23 protein-coding genes, 2 pseudogenes and 1 riboswitch are annotated in these 24838 nt (G+C 46.2%); of the genes and pseudogenes, 12 read left to right on the forward strand and 13 right to left on the reverse strand.

The window, feature by feature from the left end; all coding sequences use genetic code 11:
• The first annotated feature begins 28 nt into the window (after positions 1 to 28).
• Both AC5YB1_RS04625 and AC5YB1_RS04630 read left to right on the forward strand, forming a co-directional pair.
• Positions 29 to 1825 (forward strand): flavocytochrome c, encoded by a 1797-nt coding sequence (locus AC5YB1_RS04625; protein WP_494520898.1) that lies wholly within the window; start codon positions 29 to 31, stop codon positions 1823 to 1825.
• An 891-nt stretch (positions 1826 to 2716) separates the two neighbouring features.
• The gene (locus tag AC5YB1_RS04630) at positions 2717 to 3007 is read left to right on the forward strand and encodes a hypothetical protein (RefSeq protein WP_494520899.1); all 291 of its coding nucleotides are present in this window, start codon (positions 2717 to 2719) and stop codon (positions 3005 to 3007) included.
• A gap of 459 nt (positions 3008 to 3466) precedes the next feature.
• On the opposite strand, the gene AC5YB1_RS04635 is transcribed toward AC5YB1_RS04630, so the two are convergent.
• Both AC5YB1_RS04635 and AC5YB1_RS04640 read right to left on the reverse strand, forming a co-directional pair.
• A complete protein-coding gene (locus AC5YB1_RS04635) occupies positions 3467 to 4279 on the reverse strand; it encodes a hypothetical protein (protein ID WP_494520900.1) in 813 nt (270 codons plus the stop codon).
• 647 nt (positions 4280 to 4926) lie between these two features.
• Positions 4927 to 5969: pseudogene (locus AC5YB1_RS04640) on the reverse strand (IS110 family RNA-guided transposase).
• A gap of 151 nt (positions 5970 to 6120) precedes the next feature.
• Between AC5YB1_RS04640 and AC5YB1_RS04645 the strand changes: the two are divergent.
• Positions 6121 to 6365, forward strand: a pseudogene (locus tag AC5YB1_RS04645) (transposase); the annotation flags it as partial.
• Between the two features lie 121 nt (positions 6366 to 6486).
• Here AC5YB1_RS04645 and AC5YB1_RS04650 read toward each other — a convergent pair.
• Positions 6487 to 7476 carry a class 1 fructose-bisphosphatase gene (locus tag AC5YB1_RS04650; RefSeq protein WP_494520901.1) on the reverse strand — a complete coding sequence of 330 codons (990 nt, stop codon included), beginning with the start codon at positions 7474 to 7476 and terminating at the stop codon, positions 6487 to 6489.
• 215 nt (positions 7477 to 7691) lie between these two features.
• Between AC5YB1_RS04650 and AC5YB1_RS04655 the strand changes: the two genes are divergently transcribed.
• Positions 7692 to 9950 carry a S9 family peptidase gene (locus AC5YB1_RS04655; RefSeq protein ID WP_494520902.1) on the forward strand — a complete coding sequence of 753 codons (2259 nt, stop codon included), beginning with the start codon at positions 7692 to 7694 and terminating at the stop codon, positions 9948 to 9950.
• A gap of 108 nt (positions 9951 to 10058) precedes the next feature.
• On the opposite strand, the gene AC5YB1_RS04660 is transcribed toward AC5YB1_RS04655, so the two are convergent.
• Positions 10059 to 10202, reverse strand: a complete 144-nt coding sequence (locus tag AC5YB1_RS04660) for a hypothetical protein (protein ID WP_494520903.1) — start codon at positions 10200 to 10202, stop codon at positions 10059 to 10061.
• A gap of 77 nt (positions 10203 to 10279) precedes the next feature.
• On the opposite strand from AC5YB1_RS04660, the gene AC5YB1_RS04665 reads away from it, so the two are divergent.
• Complete coding sequence (locus AC5YB1_RS04665) at positions 10280 to 11293, forward strand: alpha/beta hydrolase (RefSeq protein ID WP_494520904.1); 1014 nt, start codon at positions 10280 to 10282, stop codon at positions 11291 to 11293.
• Between the two features lie 312 nt (positions 11294 to 11605).
• Here AC5YB1_RS04665 and arcA read toward each other — a convergent pair whose 3' ends face one another.
• Positions 11606 to 12325 carry a two-component system response regulator ArcA gene (arcA, locus tag AC5YB1_RS04670; RefSeq protein ID WP_110457217.1) on the reverse strand — a complete coding sequence of 240 codons (720 nt, stop codon included), beginning with the start codon at positions 12323 to 12325 and terminating at the stop codon, positions 11606 to 11608.
• A 782-nt stretch (positions 12326 to 13107) separates the two neighbouring features.
• Between arcA and AC5YB1_RS04675 the strand changes: the two genes are divergently transcribed.
• The 3 genes from AC5YB1_RS04675 to AC5YB1_RS04685 all read left to right on the forward strand — a co-directional run bounded on the left by AC5YB1_RS04675 (position 13108) and on the right by AC5YB1_RS04685 (position 16226).
• A complete protein-coding gene (locus AC5YB1_RS04675) occupies positions 13108 to 13335 on the forward strand; it encodes a DUF3293 domain-containing protein (RefSeq protein WP_494521580.1) in 228 nt (75 codons plus the stop codon).
• A 121-nt stretch (positions 13336 to 13456) separates the two neighbouring features.
• Positions 13457 to 13633, forward strand: a riboswitch (Lysine riboswitch).
• 131 nt (positions 13634 to 13764) lie between these two features.
• Entirely contained in the window at positions 13765 to 15123 is a 1359-nt protein-coding gene (gene lysC, locus AC5YB1_RS04680; RefSeq protein ID WP_494520905.1) for a lysine-sensitive aspartokinase 3, read from the forward strand.
• Positions 15120 to 16226, forward strand: a complete 1107-nt coding sequence (locus AC5YB1_RS04685; protein ID WP_494520906.1) for a succinylglutamate desuccinylase/aspartoacylase family protein — start codon at positions 15120 to 15122, stop codon at positions 16224 to 16226. Before lysC ends, AC5YB1_RS04685 begins: the two co-directional genes overlap by 4 nt.
• 126 nt (positions 16227 to 16352) lie before the next feature.
• Here AC5YB1_RS04685 and asnC read toward each other — a convergent pair whose 3' ends face one another.
• The 5 genes from asnC to AC5YB1_RS04710 form a co-directional block, all read right to left on the reverse strand.
• Positions 16353 to 16814, reverse strand: coding sequence for a transcriptional regulator AsnC (gene asnC, locus AC5YB1_RS04690; RefSeq protein ID WP_110457221.1), 462 nt, complete (start codon positions 16812 to 16814; stop codon positions 16353 to 16355).
• Between the two features lie 130 nt (positions 16815 to 16944).
• Positions 16945 to 17622, reverse strand: coding sequence for a bifunctional tRNA pseudouridine(32) synthase/23S rRNA pseudouridine(746) synthase RluA (gene rluA, locus AC5YB1_RS04695; protein ID WP_494520907.1), 678 nt, complete (start codon positions 17620 to 17622; stop codon positions 16945 to 16947).
• A gap of 95 nt (positions 17623 to 17717) precedes the next feature.
• Positions 17718 to 18005: a hypothetical protein gene (locus AC5YB1_RS04700; RefSeq protein WP_494520908.1), complete on the reverse strand. Its 288-nt coding sequence runs from the start codon at positions 18003 to 18005 to the stop codon at positions 17718 to 17720.
• A gap of 28 nt (positions 18006 to 18033) precedes the next feature.
• On the reverse strand, positions 18034 to 18564 hold the full coding sequence (locus AC5YB1_RS04705; protein WP_494520909.1) for a class I SAM-dependent methyltransferase: 531 nt from the start codon (positions 18562 to 18564) through the stop codon (positions 18034 to 18036).
• A complete protein-coding gene (locus AC5YB1_RS04710) occupies positions 18539 to 18949 on the reverse strand; it encodes a hypothetical protein (RefSeq protein WP_494520910.1) in 411 nt (136 codons plus the stop codon). Before AC5YB1_RS04710 ends, AC5YB1_RS04705 begins: the two co-directional genes overlap by 26 nt.
• 360 nt (positions 18950 to 19309) lie before the next feature.
• Here AC5YB1_RS04710 and AC5YB1_RS04715 point away from each other — a divergent pair, with 360 nt between their 5' ends.
• Positions 19310 to 20299, forward strand: a complete 990-nt coding sequence (locus tag AC5YB1_RS04715; RefSeq protein ID WP_494520911.1) for a 2-hydroxyacid dehydrogenase — start codon at positions 19310 to 19312, stop codon at positions 20297 to 20299.
• 132 nt (positions 20300 to 20431) lie between these two features.
• The gene (locus AC5YB1_RS04720) at positions 20432 to 21169 is read left to right on the forward strand and encodes a dienelactone hydrolase family protein (RefSeq protein WP_494520912.1); all 738 of its coding nucleotides are present in this window, start codon (positions 20432 to 20434) and stop codon (positions 21167 to 21169) included.
• A gap of 141 nt (positions 21170 to 21310) precedes the next feature.
• Here AC5YB1_RS04720 and corA read toward each other — a convergent pair whose 3' ends face one another.
• From corA to AC5YB1_RS04735, 3 genes are read right to left on the reverse strand one after another with little or no spacing between them, the layout of a single operon-like run.
• Positions 21311 to 22282, reverse strand: a complete 972-nt coding sequence (gene corA / locus AC5YB1_RS04725) for a magnesium/cobalt transporter CorA (RefSeq protein WP_494520913.1) — start codon at positions 22280 to 22282, stop codon at positions 21311 to 21313.
• Between the two features lie 26 nt (positions 22283 to 22308).
• Positions 22309 to 22854, reverse strand: coding sequence for a mechanosensitive ion channel domain-containing protein (locus AC5YB1_RS04730; protein WP_494520914.1), 546 nt, complete (start codon positions 22852 to 22854; stop codon positions 22309 to 22311).
• The gene (locus tag AC5YB1_RS04735; protein WP_494520915.1) at positions 22854 to 23129 is read right to left on the reverse strand and encodes a hypothetical protein; all 276 of its coding nucleotides are present in this window, start codon (positions 23127 to 23129) and stop codon (positions 22854 to 22856) included. The genes AC5YB1_RS04730 and AC5YB1_RS04735 overlap by 1 nt, the downstream gene beginning before the upstream one ends.
• Before the next feature lie 96 nt (positions 23130 to 23225).
• On the opposite strand from AC5YB1_RS04735, the gene AC5YB1_RS04740 reads away from it, so the two are divergent.
• Complete coding sequence (locus AC5YB1_RS04740) at positions 23226 to 23969, forward strand: spermidine synthase (RefSeq protein ID WP_475514847.1); 744 nt, start codon at positions 23226 to 23228, stop codon at positions 23967 to 23969.
• Between the two features lie 248 nt (positions 23970 to 24217).
• Complete coding sequence (gene ahpC, locus AC5YB1_RS04745; RefSeq protein ID WP_494520916.1) at positions 24218 to 24787, forward strand: alkyl hydroperoxide reductase subunit C; 570 nt, start codon at positions 24218 to 24220, stop codon at positions 24785 to 24787.
• Positions 24788 to 24838: the final 51 nt, after the last annotated feature.

Here is a 24838-nt window from a genome sequence, read left to right on the forward strand (position 1 = left end):
GCTGTTGAGTGTGGAAAGGAGAGTAAAGATGAAAAAACTACAACTTGCAGCCTGTTTGGCTACCATTATGGGCACTGCTGGATTTATGGGTAATGCGCTTGCCGCAGATAACCTAGCTGAGTTCCATGTTCAAAACCAAGAGTGTGACAGCTGCCATACCCCAGATGGTGAGCTTTCAAATGATAGCTTAACCTATGAAAACCAACAGTGTGTCGCGTGTCACGGCACCATGGCTGAAGTGGCTGAAACCACTAAGCATGAGCACTATAATGCTCACGACTCTCATTTCCCTGGCGATGTTGCTTGTACCTCTTGTCACAGCGCGCATGAAAAATCTATGGTCTACTGTGACTCTTGCCACAGCTTCGACTTTGACATGCCTTATGCGAAAAAATGGCAACGTGATGAACCGACTATTGCCGAACTCGCTAAAGATAAATCTGATCGTCAAGCGGCACTTGCTAGCGCACCTCGCGATACCGTTGACGTAGTGGTTGTGGGGACTGGTGGTGCAGGTTTCTCTGCGGCGGTATCGGCGCACGACAATGGCGCGAAAGTCATTCTTATCGAAAAAGAGCCCGTTATTGGTGGTAATGCCAAATTGGCCGCCGGTGGTATGAACGCCGCATGGACGGATCAACAAAAAGCCAAAGACATTGTTGACAGCCCTGAGCTGATGTACAAAGACACCATGAAAGGCGGTCGTGATATTAACGATCCCGCGTTGGTGGAAATCTTAAGTTCACACTCTAAAGGCTCTGTCGATTGGATGACCGCCATGGGCGCTGATCTTAGCGATGTTGGCCGTATGGGCGGCGCATCGGTTAACCGTTCACATCGTCCTACTGGCGGTGCTGGCGTGGGCGCTCACGTGGTACAAGTGCTTTATGATAACGCCGTTGAGCGTAATATCGACTTACGCATGAACACCCGTGGTATCGAAATTCTTAAAGATGATAGCGGTAAGGTCAAAGGCATCTTAGTTAAAGGGATGTACAAGGGTTACTACTGGGTGAAAGCCGATGCGGTGATTTTAGCAACCGGTGGTTTTGCCAAAAATAACGATCGCGTATCTAAGCTAGATCCTAAGCTAAAAGGCTTTATCTCGACTAACCAACCGGGCGCTACCGGTGACGGTATCGATGTTGCCGGTAATGCTGGCGCAGCGATGAAAGATCTCGAATATATCCAAGCTCACCCAACATTGTCAGTCAAAGGCGGCGTGATGGTGACTGAAGCGGTACGTGGTAATGGCGCGATTTTAGTTAACCGTGAAGGTAAACGTTTCGTCAACGAAATCACCACTCGTGATAAAGCATCGGCGGCTATCTTAGCTCAAACCGGTAAATCAGCGTTCTTGATTTTCGATGACTCTGTACGTAAGTCACTGAGCAAAATCGATAAGTATATTGGTTTAGGTGTCGCACCAACGGCAGATACCTTAGTGAAACTTGGCGATATCAAAGGTGTCGGCATCGATGGTAAAGCCTTGACCGAAACCGTTGCGCGCTACAACAGCTTTGTCACTAGCGGCAAAGATGCTGATTTCGAGCGTCCAAACCTACCTCGTGCGCTTAACGAAGGTAACTACTACGCTATCGAAGTGACCCCTGGTGTTCACCACACCATGGGCGGCGTGATGATTGATACTAAAGCGGAAGTGATGAACGCTAAAAAGCAAGTGATCCCAGGCCTATACGGTGCGGGTGAAGTGACTGGCGGCGTACATGGTGCTAACCGTTTAGGTGGTAACGCCATCTCTGACATCATCACCTTTGGTCGTCTAGCAGGTGAAGAAGCTGCGAAATACTCAAAGAAAAATTAACCGTTAAACATTAACTTATAGTTAAAACTATAGTTAAACTTATCGTTAATAACGTCGTTCCAGTTTGACCTAAAGGTGGTATGGATATCACCGCTAAAAGCCACAGCCCTCCCGCTGTGGCTTTTTTATACCCATCCTTGATGGAGCAGGGCTGCTCAAGGTGGGATTTCCACCAAAGTTTGGTGGCCTTTAAATGAAGGTTTAGCATTTTTTTAGTTTGCTTGAGTAGCGGTTGGCTGCATTTTTATTTATTGAAAGTGATGAAGGTCGAACCTTCACTGTTTGAAATTGCTTGCAACAGGTGCAGTGCATGGATGCGCAAATGTCGTGATCACATGGATGTGACGGAACGACCTAATGTGTAAACACTTCTGCGGCACGCTGTGCGCCATCCATGGCCGCTCTACGGTTTCATCCCTGAAACCGAAGGCCGCAGCCGTGTTTACACTTATCTCTAGCGCCTCTTCGATTTAACTTCATTTGATATGAGTTGCAAATTAACAAGCTTTTGCTGCGTCCAATGTTTGCGAGAGAACAGAACGAAAACACAAATTTAAAGCACGATCAATCTCCGTAGATTCAGTAAGACCTTGCTATGAAAATCAATGAGGCAAAGACCTGTGGCCTGAGTGGCATGAATGGTTTAAAAAGCACGGTGAATCACGAGTATTTGCCGTGAAGAGGCGTTAATGAAATATAAAAATACTAAAGAAGACCAATTGATTACCTTACCTAAGCTCAAAAAAACGACTACCACAGAAAAGCAAACTCCTATAGCATCATGCATACCAAATACATGGATGTGGCAGCGGCCAAGTCCAACAAGCTATTTATGCCTTGCAGACAGCGCAACGTATAAATACTAAGACGTTATACATAAAAGGATGTAATATGAGTTCTTATCGTACTTTTGTAATCCAAACTCATAAACGAGTTGGTGGTGGTTCATCCAAGTCAGTCCGTGCAAACCCGATAGAAGGTCAAGGCTTGGACACGAATATGATGGTTTCATGTTCATCTAGTATGCGTAAAAATACCCCGATCGGCTCATTTATTAAAATTGAAGCTAAATTGACTACTCGGGAAGATGGACCGCAGTTCTTATATGCTCATCCTAATAGCCCTTATGAAGTTATTACAAAAGAAGAAGCGTTAACATTGATTAAGAAAGAGCGTATATAACAAGAGTAATCAGGCTGCTCGTTTCACTCGCCGGAACGGCCTACGGTTACTGGCGTTAATAATGGCTGGCACATATTTTCAGCGAGTGGGCTGCTTGTTTTCACGGGCTTGATGTCGTCATATCTCGATATTCCGGCCATATCGTATTGACCTAGAATAACCAAATCACAGCACGGCGATTGAACCTGAACCCAAAGCGTATTATGTTGTTGTTTTATAATGGGGGGCTCGTTTTCACGATATTCCAAGTGGAGATGGCTTCCTCATCAATCCAGAAGGTCAGCGAGCTACGGTTAATCAATGCTTGATTGTACTAGGTAATGAGAGTTGGAAAGAGATAGAGCAATGCTCTTTCGTGGTCGCATCTGGATGAATTTCAAACCAGTTACCCTGAAGGAAAATGCCAGTCAGTTAAATTGACTGGCATTTGGCCAGAGCTTTTTGTTAATGTTTAAATTATTAACCGCAATTCATGGTAGCTGATATTACATAACATACTCTATCGCTAGGTGCTCCAGCTGGGCAGGGTACCTCACTAGACTCTGAAGATACTGTGCAGCTCGGACCTGCAAGTTTCAGAATTGAAGACATAATTTCTTTTCGTGCTTCTTCACCGATAACTAAAAAAGGCTCATTTGATGAATAAGGAGATGACTCAGTAATTACTTTTGTTGGTTCTCCATCTGATGTTTCAACGACTAAAAAACATTCCCTGTCATTATTATCACATGCTATGGCGATATAAGTGGGAGAGTCAGCGAATAAACCAAACTCAGGTAAAAACGTTGATAATGTTGTAAGGTCAGAGGCTAACCCAATTAAATCAAGTACTATTTTACTAGCACCAAACGATGTCATGGTTTTTGGGGTAAAAGAGATTCCGCTGCTATTGAAAACGTTATTGTCATTTAGAGCGTTTAGTAACGATATTATATTTTCATAGGCTTCTTTTTCAATGATGTCGGTCGAAGAACCGGAGTAATTTCTATTTGAAATAGTAATCGATTCAATTCCCAAGCTTTTTAGTACTACACCAATTCCAACATTTTGGGTGACTGATTTTAATGTTACGGAGTTTTTTTTGTTTTGGCCGAAATAAATACTTTCTTTTTTATAATTAAAGTATTTATAACATAATGTGTTACTCGGCTTGAAAGTTGATGTGCACCGCTCAATAAATTCATCTGTAATATCTGGATTTGTGACGGGTGGTGATATTGCGCTAATAGCATTAAAAGATGTCAACATCAAAATAATAGCTAACCATTTCATATATACTCTCCCTTATAATCTGTTTTGGGTTAACGTAAAATTATCATTGCGACATTTTTATGTTGCCGAGATGTTGGTTTCACGTTAACACTTGAGGGTGAGCCAAGTAAATAGTAAAGTAAATAAAGATTATTACTCCCGATTTCAGATAATAACTGCGACACTCTTAATTGAGGCGTAGAAGAAGCCAACTGCTGAAAGTGGTAGGCTTTATCTCACCAAAGGTAGGGTAAGTAAATAGCCATATATGGACGCTCCCGGTGAGTCAAGACAAGACTCTGCTCACCGAAGGCTTTTTGGCCTTAGTTTTTTGTACAACATTCTCACTTTTATCGTTGTTTTTGATGCGACTCATTTACTGCTAGAAGCGGTTGTACTGCCATATATACGGGCTGTGCATGCATCCTTTTGAATGTGCCGCCCCTAATGAAATCCGTACCACTGCGCCTAAAAATGTGAAACACCCATGCGGATTAGGTTTATCCTATCCTTGGCCTGTTCGGGCTTACACTGGTTGGACTGAGCCATTTCTTCATCGTTAACAACAACCTTGGTGAGTGTTTAATGTGCTACCTTGCGGCTCTTATCACCCAGTCGGGTTAACTACCCTTGGCCAGACCGAGCTTTGCAAGATAGCGACAACGGGATTAATTTTCATCATGGCTTATGCCTTGATAAGTGCCGTATTGCGGCGCATAGGCACTTGCTTGTGCAATAAAATCCATATCAGCCTGGCAAGTCTGTGAGCAGTAGCCACTACGGTTGTACAAATGCTCTTACGGCTTCTTAATTGGGTTATCCACTGATTTAAATCATCACTTTTCTTGCTGGCATGGCTGACTACGGTTCTGGCGCCATGAATAAGTTGTTTGCGTAAGTAGCCGTCGCCGCGCTTGGTGATGCTGCCATTGACGCTCTTATTTCCTGAGGCGAATTGTGTTGGGGTTAACCCTAGCCAGACCGCTAATTCTTTAGGGCTATTAAAGGCTTGGCCTGCGCCAATGGCAGCAGCAAATGCTGAAGCGATAATCGGGCCAACACCTGGAATACTCAATAGGATTTTACCATTAGGGTCTTGCTCGACCAGCTGCTTTAATAATGAGTTAATTCGTTCAAGGCGCTTAGTGAGTGCTTGATATTCTTCCCAAAAATCATTGGCCATTAATTTTATCAGTGGTCGTTGCGCTTCGTCACAGATGATATCCCACATGGCTCGCTCAAAAGCACTGTGACCTTGCGAAAAACAAATACCGAAATCGACTAACACGCCACGAATGTGATTGGTACAGGCGGTTCTTTGTTTTACTAAGCGCTCTCTGACGCGGTGCAGCATCAGTACCTCTTGCTGCGCTTCGGTTTTAATCGGCACAAAGCGAATGTTAGGCCTGAGGCTTGCCTCATAAATCGTCATGGCATCGTTCTTGTCATTCTTGCTACCGCGTACAAACGGGGTGACATGCTGCGCTGGGATGAGCTTAACGTTATGCCCCATGGCAAGAAACTTACGCCCCCAGTAATGGGAAGAAAAACACGCCTCAAAGACCACATCGCAGGCAGGTTGCTGTGACATAAACTCGCTCAGCTGTTTTCGATTTAAGCGCTTACTGAACACTTGCTTGGCGTGTTTATCCATCCCCAATAGTTGAAATACATTCTTTGCCAAATCAATCGAAATAGTGCTAACTTTCATGGTGGACGCTCCTTAAGTAACTGTATGGTTCAAAATCAGTTTGGCGCATTGACGCCGTATTAGGGAGCGTCCATCTCATCACCCATAGTTAATGTGCATCAGAAACGACCTTCTACTAAGCTTTGAAGGAGCATTAGACAAGGAGGTTGTTATGCCACGCCCTCGCCGTACCCAAATTAGTCTTGAAGACACACCCTATTATCATTGTTGTAGCCGTGTAGTGAGGCGCGCCTTTTATGTGGTGATGATGCCTATTCGGGGAAAAATTATGATCATCGCCGCAGTTGGATTGAATCGCTGTTGTTTGAGCTTGCAGCGGCTTTTGCCATTGATGTGGCAGCATTTGCCGTAATGTCGAATCACCTTTATGTGGTGCTACGTATTGATACCGAGACTGATTAATAATGGCTGGCACATATTTTCAGCAAGTCATCGTTACATCAAAAGGTCATGGTTAGAAGCAATAAAAAAGTCGCCCTTGGCGACTTTTTTGTTGCGAGTGCTGCTAGCTGATTGGCTACAGGCTTGGCTCTTGGCTGTAATCGACGCCATGATATTCGAGGCAGGCATCGACCTCGTTAGCCGAGCCTAAAATCACTGCGACACGTTGATGAATGTCGCTGGGCTCAATATCCATGATGTTTTCATAGCCGGTTGAGGCTTTACCGCCTGCCTGTTCGACCAAAAACGACATGGGGTTGGCTTCATACATCAAGCGCAGTTTATAAGGTTTGTCTGGGTTTTTATTGTCCGTTGGGTAGGTAAAGAGTCCGCCGCGACACAATACGCGGTGCACATCGCCCACCATGGCGGCAATCCAGCGCATGTTGAATGACTTTTCACGTGGGCCAATTTCCCCTAGCAGTAGATCGCTAATATAGGTTTGCATTGGCGCTTCCCAGAAGCGTTGGTTTGACATATTAATGGCAAACTCGCCAGTACCTTTGCTAATGGCCATTGCCGCATTGGTGAGCACGTATTCGTTGGTATCTGGGTTGAGGGTAAACAGCTGCACCCCTTTACCTGTGGTTAAGGCCAGCATGGTCGATGGGCCATACAATACATAACCTGCGGCCACTTGATGGCGACCACTTTGTAAAAAACTCTGCTGACTCAGTTCACATTTTGGCGCGGGTAGCACCGAAAAAATGGTGCCGACCAGTGAGTTAATATCGATATTCGATGAGCCATCTAGTGGGTCGAAACACACTAAAAAATCGCCACTTTGGCCGACCTCAACAATATGATCTTCCTCTTCTGATGCTAAGCCGCGTACCGTGCTATCGGCTTTTAGCGCGTCTTTAAGCATGTCATTGGTGATCACATCGAGCTTCTTTTGGGTTTCGCCTTGGACGTTTTCTTGCTCGGTGGCACCGAGTACACCGGCCAGTGCGCCATGACGCACTGCATGGCTTATCGCTTTAGAGGTGTCAGCTAGGGTCAGAATGAGTTGAGACAAAGGAGCTTCAATCCCTTGTGAACTGAGGTGTTGCGCCAGAGTTTGCATGTTATTTCCTATGACATAGCGAGCTAGGCTCACATTTGAGGTCAGCATGTTTTTATAGGGTTTAATTCTGGCGGCTATTCTACCGTAGATGAATCGTTTTTTCAGCGGCTAATTACGCCGAAGGCCAAGTGGCAGCGTTTTTATTTTGTGCAACTTTGAGGCACAATGCATCACAGCTTAGTTAATCAAACTCGTTTTATATCCAGGACATAATAATGACAAAAAAATGGATTAGTTCTGCGCTAATGGTGGTGCCTATGCTTTTATCTCACTGTGTATCTGCGGCGCAAGCCGAGCTTAATCAACCCCAAGGTGGTAAGGCAGCATTAACGGTCGAGCGCTTGTATGCCTCGCCGGCATTGGCTGGCAGTAGTCCGCGGGGATTAACCTTGTCTCCCGACGGTCAACGGGTGACTTACCTTGCAGGGCGGGTCGACGACCAATATTTATATGACCTATGGCAGATGGATGTGGCCACCGGCGAGCAAGATATCTTGCTCAATGCCGATCGCCTTAAAAGTGGCGAACTGTCGGACGAAGAAAAGGCCCGCCGCGAGCGTCAACGCATTTATGGTCAAGGGATCATGGAGTATTTCTGGGCCGATGACAGCCAAGCCATATTGATCCCAGCGTCTGGTGCCTTGTATTACTACTCGCTTGCCGATGCCAAGGTGGAAGTGTTGCCAACCGGTGAGGGCTTTATTACCGACGCCAGATTGTCGCCCAAGGGGCATTTTGTGTCGTTTGTGCGCGAGCAAAACTTGTATGTGCTTAACCTCGAGACTCGCCAATTAACCGCATTAACCCAAGATGGTGGTGGCGCAATTAAAAATGCGATGGCCGAGTTTGTCGCGCAAGAAGAGATGGACCGCATGACTGGTTATTGGTGGGCGCCGGATGAGTCGGCTATTGCCTTTACCCGTATCGACGAGTCGGCTGTCGAGTTGGTGACTCGCAACGAAATTTATGCCGATGGCATCAAGCTTACCGAGCAACGCTACCCTTATGCGGGCAAAAATAATGTCAGTATCGAACTGGGTGTGGTCAATATTGAAGATAACAAGGTACGCTGGATTGATATCGGCCAAACCCCAGATAGCTACCTGCCTCGGGTTAAGTGGCTGCCAGATAGTCAGCATGTGTCATTTCAGTGGCAAAGCCGCGATCAACAGACCTTAGACCTACGCATTGCCGCTTTAAACGGTACCGCGGCACCCACAACGGTTATCAAAGAGCGCAGTAAGGCTTGGGTGAATTTAAACAACGACCTGCATTTCTTGAAACAGCAGCCACAACTGGTTTGGGCCTCGGAGCGTGATGGTTTTAATCATCTGTACCTATTTGATCTGCAAGGTAAGCTTATTAAGCAACTTACCAAAGGAGCTTGGGTGGTCGATGAGGTGGAATATGTCGATGAGCAGGCTGGCTGGGTCTACTTTACTGGCCGCAAAAGCTGTGTCATCGAAAAGCACCTATACCGCGTGCCCTTAACCGGAGGCGAAATAGAGCAAATTAGCCGCCGAGCGGGTATGCATGGGCCGGTATTTGCCGACAATCAGCCTATTTATCTCGATTACTTTAATAGCCTAGTGCAGCCGCCGCAGGTGAGTCTGCATGGTGCTAAAGGGGATCGCTTGGCTTGGGTCGAGCAAAATAACGTCGATGAATCTCATCCCTTATATCCCTTCTTCGGTCAATGGCAATTACCTGAATTTGGTCAGATAAAAGCGCAAGATGGTCAAGCCTTGCAGTATCGTCTCTTTAAACCCACAGGCTTTGATGCCACCCAGCAGTATCCGGTTGTGGTGCGTGTGTACGGTGGCCCTCATGCTCAGTTGGTAGTCAATAGTTGGAGTGAACAAGACTACTTTACCCAGTACCTGCTGCAACAAGGCTTTATCGTGTTTCAGCTCGATAATCGTGGCTCGGCCCATCGAGGCACTCAGTTTGAACATGTGATCTATAAGCAACTTGGGCAAGCGGAAGTTGACGATCAAAAGGCGGGCGTCGATTATTTGCGTAGCTTAAATTATGTCGATGATGACAATATTGCGATTTATGGTCATAGCTACGGCGGTTATATGGCCTTAATGAGCCTATTTAAAGCGCCCACACATTTTAAAGCCGCGATTGCGGGAGCGCCGGTAACTGACTGGGCCTTGTATGATACCCACTATACCGAGCGTTATTTGTCGCACCCAGGCAGCAATGCCAAAGGTTATGAAGCCAGCAGTGTACTGCCTTATGTCAAAGATTATCAGTCGGGATTATTGATGTATCATGGCATGGCCGATGACAATGTGTTGTTTGAAAACAGCACGCGGGTTTATAAGGCGCTGCAAGATGAGGGCAAGCTGTTTCAGATGATCGACTACCCCGGCTCTAAGCACTCGATGCGCGGCGAGAAAGTGAGAACGCATCTATACCGCTCGCTGGCCGATTTCTTAGATAAACAACTGAAACAGAAAAGTTAACGATAAGTTCTAAGCGGCAAGCTGGAATTTTTAGCGCTGCGTTAGAACAACAAGCCCTGTGGTTTGATATAAGTCACAGGGCTATTTGGGGAAAGGAATCACTAATTCTTATTTACTGCAGATGCCCTTTTTAGCCAGTTTTAGCTTTTTAATTTCTTGTTTTCCTTTTTCTTCTTCTATGAGCTCAAGCCCTGCGCCACCAACAAAGGCGCCAAATTCGATATATTGGTTGAGTCGAGGCCATAACCACATTATGTTATTGTTTTGTAATGGTTGGTTTGATTATTCACTTATTCCAGCCGATATTCACCTTACTCGCGGAAAACAGGATGTTTTATATCAAAGCCACAGTGTTACTATGTTTAGCACTGTTACAAGGATGTGCCACTTTGGCAGAGTCAAAAATAAACAATGCGTTAGATAAACAATATTCTCTACGTGAAAATGGGACGGACAACTTCGTAAGTGCACTTGATTTTGCCATCGATAATTTTTGTTTACCTCAGCACTCCTTTTGCACCGAGTACCTTATTGCAGATCCGATATTTGTTGAGGGCGATCCTACGACAGAGCCACCGGGGGTTAACCTCTATAGTAAAGCTTATTTTAATCTTCATGTTGTCTCATCAAAACGAGAAGAGGTCAGACTAGACCTAAACCCTCCACAGCAACGTTTCAAAGGCACTTGGGTATTACTGCATGGTTTTTCTGCTGACAAAAGTGCAATGATCATCAATGCTTTTGCTCTACGCAGTTTAGGTTTTCAGGTGATAGTACCAGACTTACAGGGTCATGGTGCAGCGACAGGACCGGTCGCTATTGATGGTAAGCTTGACGCAAAAATTATTAGCCAGTTAATCGAACTACTGCTTGCTGAGCAGCAAATAATTGGGCCTGTGTATTTATTGGGGCATTCACTTGGCGCCAATGTCGCTGCGCAAATTAGCGCAAGACGACAGAACATTACTGGACAAGTATTAATTGCGCCTATGCATGACTTTAGTACCGGGTTAAAGAATTACGTCGCACAGGAATATTCATGGTATTACCGAATATTGAGCGAACAGCAATTACGCCAGATCACAGATACCGTTTTGCAGCAACGCAATATAACTCTTCAAGATACGGCAATAGCCCCTTTATTGACCCGTTCAAATACACCCACTTTATTGATAGCATCAGAGCAAGATTCGATAGCTCCAGCAAGTTACTTTAGCCATTTACAATCGCCAAACCTGCAGTTACATTTTTCCCAGAGGAGGACACATGCTGGTCTAGTGATGTTTAATAATCAAGAATTACAGCAGCTACAGGACTGGTTGCAAACCGTAGTTACGGAGTAACTTGGTCTGCAATATGACGCTAATCGCAAATATTGGGACAGGGTCAACCGTACTCATAATCCCTGTTTTTCGTCTATAAATACTAAGTTAGATTTCGCTGATCTAACCAAAAATGTGCTGCAGATATCGCAGGGCAGGCGATGGATAACCATGAAGTTTTAGCTTCAAATCAGCATATCCAAAAGCCACTCGGCCGGATTGAAATGATATCGAGCTGGATTCGAAGTCTAGCCCACAGCGGCATAAGTGTTCCGAGCACAAAAAAAGCCAGTCGTGAGACTGGCTTTTTCATTGAATAACATAAGCGTAGGCTTATGCGTCTTCTAAATTACCACAGAAGCGGTAACCTTCACCGTGGATTGTCGCGATGATTTCTGGCGTATCTGGTAAGCTCTCAAAGTGCTTACGGATACGACGAATCGTGACGTCAACCGTACGGTCATGTGGCTTAAGCTCACGGCCGGTCATCTTCATCAGTAAGTCTGCACGAGTCAGGATCTTACCTGGGTTTTCAACGAAGTGAAGCATCGCACGGAATTCACTGCGTGGAAGCTTGTATGACTCGCCCTGTGGGCTAACCAATGAACGGCTGTTAATTTCTAAGCTCCAGCCGTTGAAACGGTAATATTCTACCGCGCTCTTTTCTTCTGTTTCTACACCTGTGCTATTCACACGGGTTAACAAATTACGTGCACGAATTGTTAGCTCACGTGGGTTGAATGGCTTAGTGATATAATCATCTGCACCAATTTCAAGTCCCAAGATCTTGTCAACTTCGTTATCACGGCCCGTTAGGAAGATTAAGCCGATATTGTTTATTTCACGAAGTTCACGAGCCAACAAAAGACCATTCTTGCCAGGAAGATTAATATCCATAACGACGAGATTGATCTTGTTTTCTTGCATTGCTTTATGCATTTCTGCGCCGTCATTGGCTTCAGTTACCACATATCCTTCAGCCTCGAAAATACTTCTTAGCGTGTTCCGGGTAACGGCTTCATCTTCTACGATCAGAATGTGCGGATTTTGCATATTTATCTACCTAATATTTGTTTACATCTGTGCTAACCATAGGCGCGCTGTGCGGGTTGCGCCCTGACTTGTCGTGTTGAAAATTACCGAGTCACGTAGGTGCTTTCACTAAAACGACTGAAACCGCAACGCACTTCATGATTAGTAAAGTATGCGTATCTCTTTATTGAAAAAGATGCGCTAATTGTATCCACTACGATTAACAATAGTAGGAAATAGTTCCTTTAACTATTGAAATTTTCAAGTTTCAATATTAAAAGCGACAAAATCGCTCATATCTATAGGAAATTGACAACTTTTCATTACAGTGATTTAGACATGGCGTAACAAAAGTTGTTCATGCTTGACGAGTGGAAGTGAATCAACCGACGTATTGTACTCGTTTTAGTCATTTGTTAACAAATGAAATGTTAACAAATTTACGCTTAGATTTGATGTTAATCAATTTTTTATGGCTAATCTTTTGATTTTATGGTCATTAATTATAATTTAACAGAGATATAATCTGTTTGTTCTAGGCAGATAAGATGATTTAGCTATAATTATCGTACGCTAATTTAGGAATGCTCGGCGAATGAGTAGTATAGATGACCATTTTTGGCACAGTTATCAGCATACCCAATTTCTATTGACCCAAGGGTTTTCTCCGGCTTTATCCTTTGCCATTCTTACGGCGTACAACCCCAGGGGCGAACTGTTGTCAGCGCCTCAAAATCGTCTGTTAGTTAGATAGTCAATTACAGCGACATATCATCGAACTTAAGCGTCCTTATCGCGCCATCATCGGGGCCTCTTATGATCGCCGTCATATGGAAAAAAGCTGGGCTGTCCCGATAGAAAAGCCATTAGCGGTGGCATTGGGCACACAGTTTAACCAAAATGCGATCTATTTTGTCGAGGGCGACCAGTTACAATTGGTGCCTTGCCTGCTTAGTTATCCCGAGCTGACCATAGGCGCTTTTTCAGCACGGGTGCGTCTAGTCAATGAGTTACCCGATATTCAATCTTAATCTTGTTTTACTAAGGTGGTAGTGACCTTGAAATAATATTTACTCATATTGAATAAATATCGTTGACTTATTAGGCGGGTATTTGCTAATTTTCAACCATCTTACTGCGTCAATACGCTTGAGATACAGAAGAGGAGCGTTAACTAGGTAGTAAGCATGAAGAGGCCAAACTCTGACGATTGCTTATGATGGAGATTAACGCCGAGATAGACAAGTGTTTGGTTTCGTTTGTTTATCGGTCGATATGGCTGAATCCTGTCGATTGTCACCTGTTTTTTGGTGGAGAGCTTCTGGTGGTGATCGCTATTTCCCATCTTGGGGTGCGTAATCTTTGCACCAGGCTCTTCGAACGAAGTCAGTTCGGAGGTTTATCATGTTATCTATTCTTGTCGTGTCTTGTAACCGCTTCAATCTCGTTGAGGTGGGCTAATGTCGATTGTTGTCGCTAAATTCGGTGGTACATCCGTTGCTGATTATCCAGCAATGAGTCGTTGTGCCGACATCATTATTGCCAATCCTAATACACGTATTGTGGTCGTGAGTGCCTCAAGCGGCGTCACCAACCTATTGGTGGCGTTGACTCAAGCGCAACTCGATGATGAGCAGCGTCAACAACTGCTCAAGCAGATTGCCTCAATCCAATATCAAATCCTTGACCGACTCGGTCGTCCAGCTGAGGTTGCCGCTCACCTCGATAGCGTGCTCAGTCGTATTGATATGTTAAGTGAGTCACTGAGCCGTGAACGTTGCAAAGCGACCATGGACGAGTTGTTAGCGCAAGGAGAGCAATGTTCTGCGGCGCTATTTGCTGCTGTGCTGCGTGAAAAAGGTGAGGTGGCGTCAGCCTTTGATGTGCGCCAAGTGATGCGCACCGACAGTCATTTTGGCCGTGCCGAGCCTCAAATTGAGCAGGTTGAAGCCTTATGTGCGGCGCATTTAGCCCCGCTGCTGGCCGAGCAGCGTATTGTGACTCAAGGTTTTATTGGTGCCGATGCGCAGGGTGCCACTACGACCTTAGGGCGCGGCGGTAGCGATTACTCGGCGGCGTTATTGGCCGAGGCGCTTAGGGCATCAGCGGTCGAAATTTGGACCGATGTGGCCGGGATTTACACTACCGATCCGCGCTTGGCCCCCAATGCACAGCCCATCGCTGAAATTAGTTTTAATGAAGCTGCTGAAATGGCGACGTTTGGCGCTAAGGTGCTACATCCTGCGACCATTTTACCTGCGGTAAGGCAAAAAATTCAGGTGTTTGTGGGTTCGAGCAAAGCGCCTGAACGTGGCGGTACTTGGATACGTCATCAAGTGAGTGATGAGCCTATTTACCGCGCCGTGGCCGTGCGCCGCGATCAAACCTTACTGAATCTACACAGTTTGCAGATGCTGCATGCGCAAGGTTTCTTGGCGGAGACCTTTGCTACGCTAGCAAGGCACAAAATAAGTGTCGATTTGATCACAACATCGGAAGTTAACGTATCGCTGACCTTAGATAAAACGGGCTCAGATTCGGCTGGCAATCATTTGCTCAGCGAAGCGCTATTACAAGAACTGTCGCAGCATTGCCGGGTGCGTGTGGAAGATAATTTAGCCTTAGTGGCGATAGTGGGTAATAAAATTGCCTCTACACCAGGGGTGTGCCGCCGAGTGTTTGAGGTGCTAGAGCCACATAATGTGCGCATGATCTGCCAAGGGGCCAGCCCACACAACTTATGTGTATTGGTCGCCGAAAGTGAGGCGGCGCAGGTGGTACGTTCGCTACATGAAAATCTGTTTGAAGGCGAACGATGAAACCGAGCCGTAGCACGTTGAAAATTGGCGAATTGGCGACAGGGCAAGATCTCGAGTTGCCCATTTTTCAGTTTACGCCAGCCGTTATTCGTGGGCCGAGTGTCTATATTCAGGCGAATGTGCATGGCGCCGAGGTGCAGGGCAATGCAGTTATTTACCAGTTAATGCAGCAACTGGAAAACTGCGAGTTGCTTGGCAGTGTCACCTTGGTGCCACTCGCCAATCCTTTGGGGATTAACCAAAAAAGTGGTGAGTTTACCCTTGGGCGTTTTGACCCGATAACCGGGGTGAATTGGAATCGCGAATACTTACATCATCATATCGATATGGCCGCTTGGTATCGACAGCATGCCGAGTTAGACGATAGCGCCTTGGTGGCGGCTTATCGCGCCATGTTGATTGATAGCTGTCAGCAGCGTCTACAGCATGAGTGGGGCGTGACGACGGGGCATCGCCAAGCGGTCACTCTGCAACATTTAGGGCATCAAGCGGATATCGTGTTGGATCTGCACACTGGGCCCAAGGCCTGCAAACATCTGTATTGTCCCGAATATGATAGTGAGGCCGCGAGGCTATTTTCGATAGCCCACACGCTATTTATGCCTAATGAGTTTGGTGGGGCAATGGATGAATCAATATTTTATCCATGGTGGCAATTGTGTCAGTACCTAGCAGCGCAGGGGCGAGAATTAGCGGTACCTGTCTCTGCGTTTACCTTGGAGCTGGGCTCGCAAGAGCATATCGATCTTGCCGATGCACGCCTCGATGCCGACGGGATCATGGCGTATTTGAGTCATCGCGGTGTGGTTGCCGACCCCATTATGCCCGCTAAAATGGCGCGATATGGCTGTTATCTTCGTGACTATAAAAAATACCATTCCCCCATGGGTGGCATGGTGGAGTATACGGCCAAGTTAGGCGAGCCATTAGCCGCAGGTTCGCCTTTAGCGACTATTTTGCGGGTGGATCAGTATGGCAATAGCTCTGCATTAACCCCTTTATGCTTATCGCAAGCCTGCGTGCCGATTTTGCATTTTGCTTCGGCCTCGGTTTATCAAGGCACCGAGCTGTATAAAGTGATGACCCATGTATTTGAGCTGTAACGCATAGGTCTTAGGCTTTTGAATCATAGGAATTTGAGGTATAAAGCGTCATGGGTTTTAGGCGCTAGCGATGCCAGATGTTGGTACTAGGTATCGTGGGCATCGCTGCTACGTTGTTGGTAAGCCTTATGGCTTAACGGCGCGAATAATCGGGTTTTGTAGGCTAATTAAGGTTTCGGTGGATTGGATTTCATCAATAGATTGAATGCGGTTAATCAGCACATGCTGCAAACCATCGATAGACTGACACATCACTTTGACAAAAATACTGTAGTTGCCTGTGGTGTAATAGGCTTCGGTCACCTCTTCTAACGCATTAAGCTTAGCGATGGCGGCAGGGTAGTCACCGGCGCTCTTTAGGTTAATGCCGATAAAACAGCACACATCGTAGCCGAGCGCCTTAGGGTTGACGGTGATCTGTGCGCCAGTGATGATGCCCGCTTGCTTCATCTTCTCTACTCGCACATGAATGGTGCCAGCACTGACACCAAATCGCTTAGCAAGCTCGGCAAAAGGGGTGCGAGCCTCTTGCATTAATGCCGACAGAATTTGATTATCTAATTGATCACGTTGAAATGAACTATCCACTAGTCAATACCGCTCTATGATTAATATTGTTTGCTAATCTACGATATTTTTTGCGTAACGGCTAACTTTTTAGCTCAATTAATGCCAATTTCAATAGTTAACAACAGCCTAGTTAGGGTGCCATGAGTCACTATTGCTGTTCGCTAGGCGTTGCAAAAGGGATGTCAGTGCTAAAGGTCATCGGCTCACCGCTGTAAGGGTGGTTAATGGTTAGCGATTGGGCATGCAGCAGTAATCTGGGAGCGAGTCGTTTGGCTAATGCATCGGCATAAAAATTGTCGCCAAGAATGGGGTGTCCCAAGGCCATCATATGTACTCGCAATTGGTGAGAGCGGCCAGTAATAGGAGTGAGCTTAACCAAGGTTGAGCGTTTCGCGCGGCTTATCACTTCGAAATGGGTGGTCGAGGGCTTACCTAATCGGTGATCGACTTTCTGCTTGGGGCGATTTGGCCAATCGCAGATCAGTGGCAGTTCAACGGTGCCGCTTTGGGCTTTAACATGGCCTGCGACGCGCGCGTAGTAGATTTTATGAGTTTCTCTGTCCCTAAATTGGCGTTTCAATTCACGCTCGGCGCTGCGGCGCAGGGCAACGACGATAATGCCAGAGGTCGCCATATCGAGTCGATGTACTATCTGGGCGTTAGGGTGTTGGCTGAGTACGCGGGCAAAGATGCTGTCATGATAGGCGGGATCGCGCCCCGGGACTGAGAGCAGCCCAGAGGGTTTATTGATCACGATGATGTCTTTATCTTGATGCACCACATCTAGCCAAGGTGTGGTGGGCGGAGCGTACACAAAATCTTTCATAGTCGGTTCGGTATTTTTAAGCGGCAGTCAAGATACCGTTTAGCGTCATGGCTCGCAAGCAAAACTCACCAGCAGCGGTACAAATTGGACGTTGCTTAAAGGCTATGACCATTAACATGCATGATGGCAAAGGTCCAAACCACAAAAGCCAGCGACAGATGAATAAAGGCGTACAGGGCTTGATCGAGTCGCTCCATCCCTTTGGCCTGCCAAAGCAGTTGAGCATGCAGCAGGATATTGAGCGGAAACAGCATAAACAGTGGGTAGAAGCCCACTGGGCTAGCGTCTCCCAGTAATGCCCTAGACAATAACGACCAAACAACCATAAGCATGGTGATGAGCGGCGGCGCCGCTAGGCGGTATTGCTGGGGATAGGGAAACATGTAACGTCCTTATGCTATGTTGATGAGGCTAAGCGCGTTTTCGCCCGATAAATTGGGCTTTATAGATGGGCTCATCCTCACAGCCTACATTACCTTCAAAATAGTGCAATATCTCAAACTTATTGAATTGAGTGAGTAGCTCATTGGTTTGCAGTAAAAAAGCCGGATTTTTAGGCCGACCTACCTTGGCTTGCTCTGTGGTAAAGGTCTCGTAAATTAACAGTCCCTCTGGTTTAATACTGTGTTTTATTTGTTCAAACAGCGGTCTGTGTAGGTAGTTAAACACCAGTACCAGATCAAACTCGCCTTCAGGTAAAGCGGGCGCCGAGCCATCTTCAAGATCATATGCTAAGGCGTGGCAGTGTGGAGGCAGCTTGGGTAAGCTGCTGATATCCTTGTCGATGAAGGTGACATTTGCCCCTTGCTGCGCGAACCATAACCCATTACGGCCACTACCGCAGGCCAGATCTAATACCTGCAGCTGTGCAGGCTGAGCTAAGTTTGGTAAATAGTGGCTGATTAAGGGCGCTACCTTAGCCTTTAATTTCTTTTTTTCCATCGATACGTCGCCTGTGAATAATAGAGTAGTGGCGTAATCCTGCTGGCCCATGGGAGACCACAACCGACAATAATACAATGATGATGAGCAGTTCGGGTTTATAATCGGCCAGCGGAATAAATAAACTTAATAATCCTAGTTTTACTAGAGTGAGAACACCCTTTAGTTGGATAAGCCAGCGCCAGTCACGAATGATCTCCCACAGCATTAATAGGCTGCCCGATCCCATCGCAAGTAGCCAGTATAGGCTCCAGTCGGCTTTGGCTACCCCTAATAAAATCCCCCCACCGGCCCCCGTAATGCCTAAAATATGTAAGGCGCGTAAACTGGTTTTACTCAGGCGTTGTAACCAAAACTGTTTTTCAGAAATCGATTGTCGTCCCATAAGATCAATGGCATCAATAAGTTTGTCTTGAGCTTATCAGGAAATCATCGCAAAGCACATTGGCGCCCTGTTGCGAGAGAGTTTTCGTGATGAGGCTTGCGGTTTTATCATGGGGTTGGGTAATTATATTGACTTGCCATGGTCAGTGTTCATGATCCAAGTGTAACGGCTAGGTTATAATGATGTCTTACATTGACTTATCTCGAATAGGTTGTGGACATAAGGCTATATGGTTACAGCCTTAAATGGGCAGGGAGCTGCCCGAGTATCCAGAGCGTAACAGTTTGCTAGGGTTAGCATTAACGCTGTGAACGGTATTTTTCTGTGACCTATGGTCACGCACACAATTGGGAATCAAATATGAAAATCGGTTTTTTCAGTGCTAAGCACTACGACATGGAGCATTTCAATCGCACCAACAAAGCTTTTGGCGCCCGCATCGAGTATTTTGATTCTCGTCTGTGCATGAAAACAGTAAAGCTGGCCTTTGGATTTGAGGTGATTTGCGCCTTTGTTAACGACTCTCTATGCGAAGAGGTGTTGGTTGAACTGGCTAAAAACGGCACCAAGATTATCGCCATGCGCTGCGCTGGTTTTAACAACGTTGATTTAGTGGCAGCACAGCGGTTAGGGTTAAAAGTGGTTAACGTACCTGCCTACTCGCCAGAATCGGTGGCCGAGCATACGGTTGCGCTGATGCTGACGCTTAACCGCAAGGTGCATAAAGCCTATCAACGTACTCGAGATGCAAACTTCTCGCTCGAAGGGTTAGTGGGCTTTAATATGCATGGCCGCACCGTGGGCGTTATTGGCACGGGTAACATCGGCTTAGCCACCATTAAGGTGCTGTTAGGCTTTGGTTGTAAGGTGGTCGCGTACGACCCATACCCTAATCAAGCTGTTATCGATTTAGGCGTGCCCTATCTATCTCTCGATGAGCTCTACCCCCAATGCGATATTATCAGCTTGCATTGCCCCCTGACTCAAGATAATCACCATCTGTTAAACCAAGAGAGTTTTGCCAAGATGAAACCCAAAGTCATGGTGATCAACACCAGCCGTGGCGGCCTGCTCAATGCGATGGATGCCATGGAAGCATTAAAAGAGGGCAAAATTGGGTCACTGGGCTTAGACGTCTATGAGAACGAGAAAGAGCTCTTTTTCGAAGATAAGTCTAATGAGATCATTCAAGACGATGTGTTCAGACGTTTGTCAGCCTGCCACAACGTGATTTTTACCGGTCACCAAGCCTTTTTAACCGAAGAGGCGCTCGGCGCGATTGCCCTGACCAGTTTAACCAATATTAAGCAACTGCTTAATGGTGAGGATTGCCCTAACCAGCTTTATTAACCTTAACAAGCCGCGATTGACCATGGCGTTAATACCCTACTAGTAACGCTATGGTTAACGGCGAGTTTTACCTGACATTCTCCCATTAGGCTGATAAGTTATAAATACATTTATTAGCCCGAGGGCATGAGTATGATGGTTAAACAGGCTGTTCACGATATCGATACCCCCACAGGCCCCATGAGGTGCTATCTCTACCGTCCCGATGCCGAAGGGCCGTTTTCGACCATCATCTTCTATTCTGAAATTTTCCAGCAAACGGCGCCTATCGCGCGCGCCGCGGCGATCATGGCTGGTCACGGTTTTGTGGTGCTGGTGCCCGAAGTGTTTCACGAGCTTAATCCGCTAGGCACAGTACTGGCTTACGATGAGGCGGGCAAAGATAAGGGCAACCAAGACAAATTTACCAAAGGGTTAGAGCATCACGATAGCGACACCCAGGCTTTGGTGGAGTTTGCGCAGCGCCAACCGTTTTGCAGCAGCCTAGTGGGGACCATGGGCGTGTGCATTGGCGGCCACTTGGCCTATCGCGCCGCGCTCAATAGCGATGTGGTCGGGGCTTTTTGCCTGTATCCAACCGATATTCATTCTAATACCTTACCCTGTAATAAGGGCAATGACTCGTTGAGTCGTACTGGTGATATTCAAGGCGAGTTGGCCTTAGTGTTTGGTAAGCAAGACCCGCATGTGGACGCCGCTGGACGGCAACTAATCTACGCCAAACTCAGCGAAAGCAAGCGTTGCTTTAGCTGGCTTGAGGTCAATGCCCAGCATGCCTTTATGCGTGATGAAGGTGAGCGATATGATCCGGCATTAGCCTTACAGATGTATGGCCAGGCGGTGGCTTTTTTTCAGCGGGTGCTGCGTTAGTCACTGTCGACTGACTGGTTCTTTTTTTAAATAATAGCATTAAATTCAAAGGGCTAATCGTTACCAACGATTAGCCCTTTGTGATGGCGCTGCTAGGCTACTGTCTATGCTTCGCCGAGCGGTAATCTTGTATTGAAGTGGTTAAATCCATTTTCGGCGTCGAAACAGCCAAATCAATACCGCGGTGATGCTGAGCATAACGCCCCAGACAATAAAGTAACCGTTAGGGTTTTTTAATTCAGGAATGTACTCGAAATTCATACCATAAATACCGGCAATAAAGGTCAAAGGTACAAATATGGCGGTAATAATCGTTAGTACTTTCATGATGTTGTTTAAGCGATGGGCGCTAATAGAGATATAGCCGTCAATTAAGTCGCTAGCGACCTGATAAAACAAGTCTGCCAGACTCGCAGCGCGATGTTGGTGCTCACACACATCGTTGATCTCATGCGCCAGAGTGCTATCAAATGGGGCAGATGGCTCATCGCGCAGGTTGTTAAACAGCTCCACATGGTAGTGAAAGTTACGCCGCAGACGAGTGAGATCGGTTTTATACAGTACCACTTCGGCCAGTACCTTATCATCGGCAGTGGTCAGCATGACCGACTCCAGTTGCTCGAGGCGGGTTTCTAAATCAAACAGAATTTTATGATAACGCTTCACCACAAAGCGGCTGATCTTAAGGCTTAATGCCCCAGTCCCAGTGGCGAGGGAGATATCGCCCGCGCGTAGCGCCGCCATGGTGCGCTCGATACTGAGCGAACGAGCCGAGTGGCGAGTGACAATAAAGCGCTGGCTGATAAACATCGCCAAGAGAATATTATCACAATTAATGGATTCAGAATCTGCCGACAAGCCGCGCAGCAAAATAAAGGTATGATCGCCAAAATCTTCAATCTTGGGGGGATGTCGATCGCGTGACGCATCTTGCAGTGCCAACTGATGCAGGTTAAAAGTTTGCTTTAACATGGCTTGCAGTGGCTCGGTTAACTCGCCATCAATATTGAGCCATAAAATGGCGTCATCGCTCTGTTGCCACTTAGCGATATTGGACTCGTCGCCCTGAAGCAGCGAATTATCTTGTGGGCTGTAGAGAAGGGTGGTCAGCATAGTCTTGCCTCTAGTTAGATAACGCCTTAATCACTTTGGGTCTGGATATTATCTTTATCATCTTGCTCATTAATCAGTGTTGGCTTATGGCTGGATATCTTAAGCACCCCTTTTTGCAACATTAAATTATTAGGGTAGGTGATAAGCACCTCATCGTCGCGTTGGATCAATACATGAAATAGGCAGATGTCGGCGATGATCCCAGTGACATCTTCATCTTTATCAATCACCTTAATCTTGTCGCCAATGCGATAGGGAAAGACGAAGAAGATTAAAATGCCCGCGGTAATATTACTCAGTATCGACCATTGTGCGACAAGAGCGACGCCCAGTACGGCAAAGATGGATGAGATAAACAGTGACACTTGCTGATATTCAATCCCAAGCGAGACCACCATAAGGCATGCCATCAGGGTAAAATAGAGATAACTGATGTATTGGATCACCATTTTTGCGCGAGTCGTTGATACCTGTTTGTGTTGGGCCAATTTACTGACCCAATTAGTTAATAGGCGCTGGCCAAAAATAAACAGTACGACAAACAGGGTGGCGATCAGTAGTGAGTAGGTCATTAGCAATGGCTTATAAATAAAAGACTTTTAACATTTACTACATCATGCAAGCTTATGCAATGACTCTTGTTGCGCATCAACAAATAGGCTGACGGGTTAATGTGAGGCATAGGCTGGGCAAGGCTGATGATGACCATCTCTCTATTGATTTTTGTGCCAAGACGCAGCTGCTTTGACGAGGAATCGAACAAATAGACGGCTTTAGTGGTGTAGCTGGCGTGAAGTGGGGGATAAATCACCTCGTAGTGGCTGTGATAACGCGCCGATTCAGTCATACTATCGCCCTTTGTTACTTGGCTTAAATGACGCCGCCATTCGCTGGCTGGTCGCGATAGGCTCAGTGTTTCATTATGCTTATTGTCGGAGTCCAGATGACAGATTTTCAAACCTTGTATCGCAGCGAGGATGAGTATGGCCCTTTAATCGTTAACGAAGATGGTCAAGTGCGCCTGCTTTCGTTTGGCGATAGCGATGAACAAAGCAAACTGCTTAAGTCATCTCCGCACATTCCGCAGCATACCTATTTACAAGCCATGTTACTGGTGCTGCTGTTTATTAAGCCTAAGCGAGTCATAGTGTTAGGCCTAGGTGGCGGGGGCTTAATCCATGCCTTACGTAATTACGATCGCGCCATTAATATTACCGCCGTCGAGCTGCGCGCCGAAGTAATTGATATTGCTAAACGTTACTTTCAGCTGCCTACGGGCAAAAAGCTCACTCTTATTCATCAAGATGCCACCGAGTTTTTGGTGGCGCGGGAGCATAAAAAGGCCGATGTGATTTTTGCCGATATTTATGGTGCCGACGGCGTCGATGAAAATCAGCTATCAGAAACCTTTATTGCCAATGCGGCAAGCCTGCTTAAGAGTGAGGGGTATTTAGTGCTCAATTGCTGGAAAGAACATAGCCAAAATCGAGAGCTATTAGCTTTACTGCAGATCCATTTTGCCGAGGTCAGAGCCTGTTTAACCGGTGGCGGTAATTGGGTGGTGATTGCGGGTAAAGTGGCCAAGTCAGTCAGTAGTAGTGGCTTAAAAGCTGATGCGCAGCAGTTATCCTTACAATTGGACTTTCCCTTGGGCCGCAGCTTAACGCGATTCGAGTTATGGGAATGATTGTTTACGATTACCTTTTAAATTCGTCATTTTTAGAATAGTCACTTTTACACTTGTTGCTTAGGGCTAATCGATTTTTTCGTTGCAATCAAAGTTCAATTATAAAAATCGATTAGCATGATAGTTTTTATCCGTTATATTTAATTGTCACTCCTCGTTATTATCTCTCCATCGAAACAAACAACGGGTTGCAGCAAACGGCTGCTACCCCAGCGTTAATCTGTTAATAACCCTAAATGGAGCATGACATGACACAATCTATCATCAACACTGAAATCAAGCCTTTTTCTGCAACTGCATACCACAATGGTGATTTCGTCTCGGTAACCGAGCAAGATCTTTTAGGCAAGTGGTCAGTAGTGTTCTTCTACCCAGCTGATTTCACGTTTGTGTGCCCTACAGAACTAGGTGACATGGCTGATCACTACGAGAAGCTTCAGTCAATGGGCGTTGAAGTGTACTCAGTATCAACTGACACTCACTTTACGCACAAAGCATGGCACGATAGCTCAGACACTATTGGCAAAATCCAATACCCAATGATCGGTGACCCAACCGGTACTATCACACGTAACTTTGGTGTGATGATTGAAGAAGATGGCTTAGCGCTTCGCGGTACTTTTGTTATCAACCCAGAAGGTGTGATTAAAGTGGCTGAAGTTCATGACCTAGGTATTGGTCGTAGCGCTGCTGAGTTGGTTCGTAAGATCCAAGCTGCTCAGTATGTTGCAACGCACGACGGTGAAGTTTGTCCTGCTGCATGGCAGCCAGGTGAAGCAACCCTAGCGCCTTCTTTAGACCTAGTGGGTAAAATCTAACACTGCCTCACCCCTAGCGGACAGAGCCACATCTGGCTTATTCGCTACCGG

It is taken from the genome of Shewanella sp. 433 (assembly GCF_059338565.1).